At 74.1% G+C, this 406-nt stretch carries 1 protein-coding gene; it reads left to right on the top strand.

Features of this window, described 5'->3' with window-relative positions; genetic code table 11:
• The coding region (locus G3I78_RS49800) for a GntR family transcriptional regulator (RefSeq protein ID WP_164437286.1) at window positions 1-406 on the top strand (406 nt) is incomplete at both ends.

Consider the following 406-nt stretch of genomic DNA (forward strand, 5'->3'; position numbering starts at 1 on the left):
TGTTCGACGGACCGGAACCCATCTACCTCCAGATCGCGCAGATGATCCGGGCGCAGGTGCTCGCGGGCGAGCTCGCGGAGGAGGAGCAGGTCATGTCGACCACGCAGTTCGCGACGACGTTCCGCATCAACCCGGCGACGGCCGCGAAGGCGTTCGCCGGCCTCGTCGACGAGGGCGTCCTCTACAAGCGGCGCGGCCTCGGCATGTTCGTCGCCCCCGGGGCGCGGGAGCTGCTGCTCGCCGACCACCGCGCCCGGTTCTTCGACGAGGTCCTCGCGCCGGCGCTCGCCCAGGCCGACCTCCTCGACATCCCGACGGCCGAGATCGTGGACCACGTCCTCGGCCGGCCGCGCCCCGCCGGACCCGGCACCGGCGGCGCCCCCAGCACCGGCCCGACCACCGACCC

This window comes from Streptomyces sp. SID13726 (assembly GCF_010548375.1).
In the GTDB taxonomy this organism is placed as follows: Bacteria; Actinomycetota; Actinomycetes; order Streptomycetales; family Streptomycetaceae; genus Streptomyces.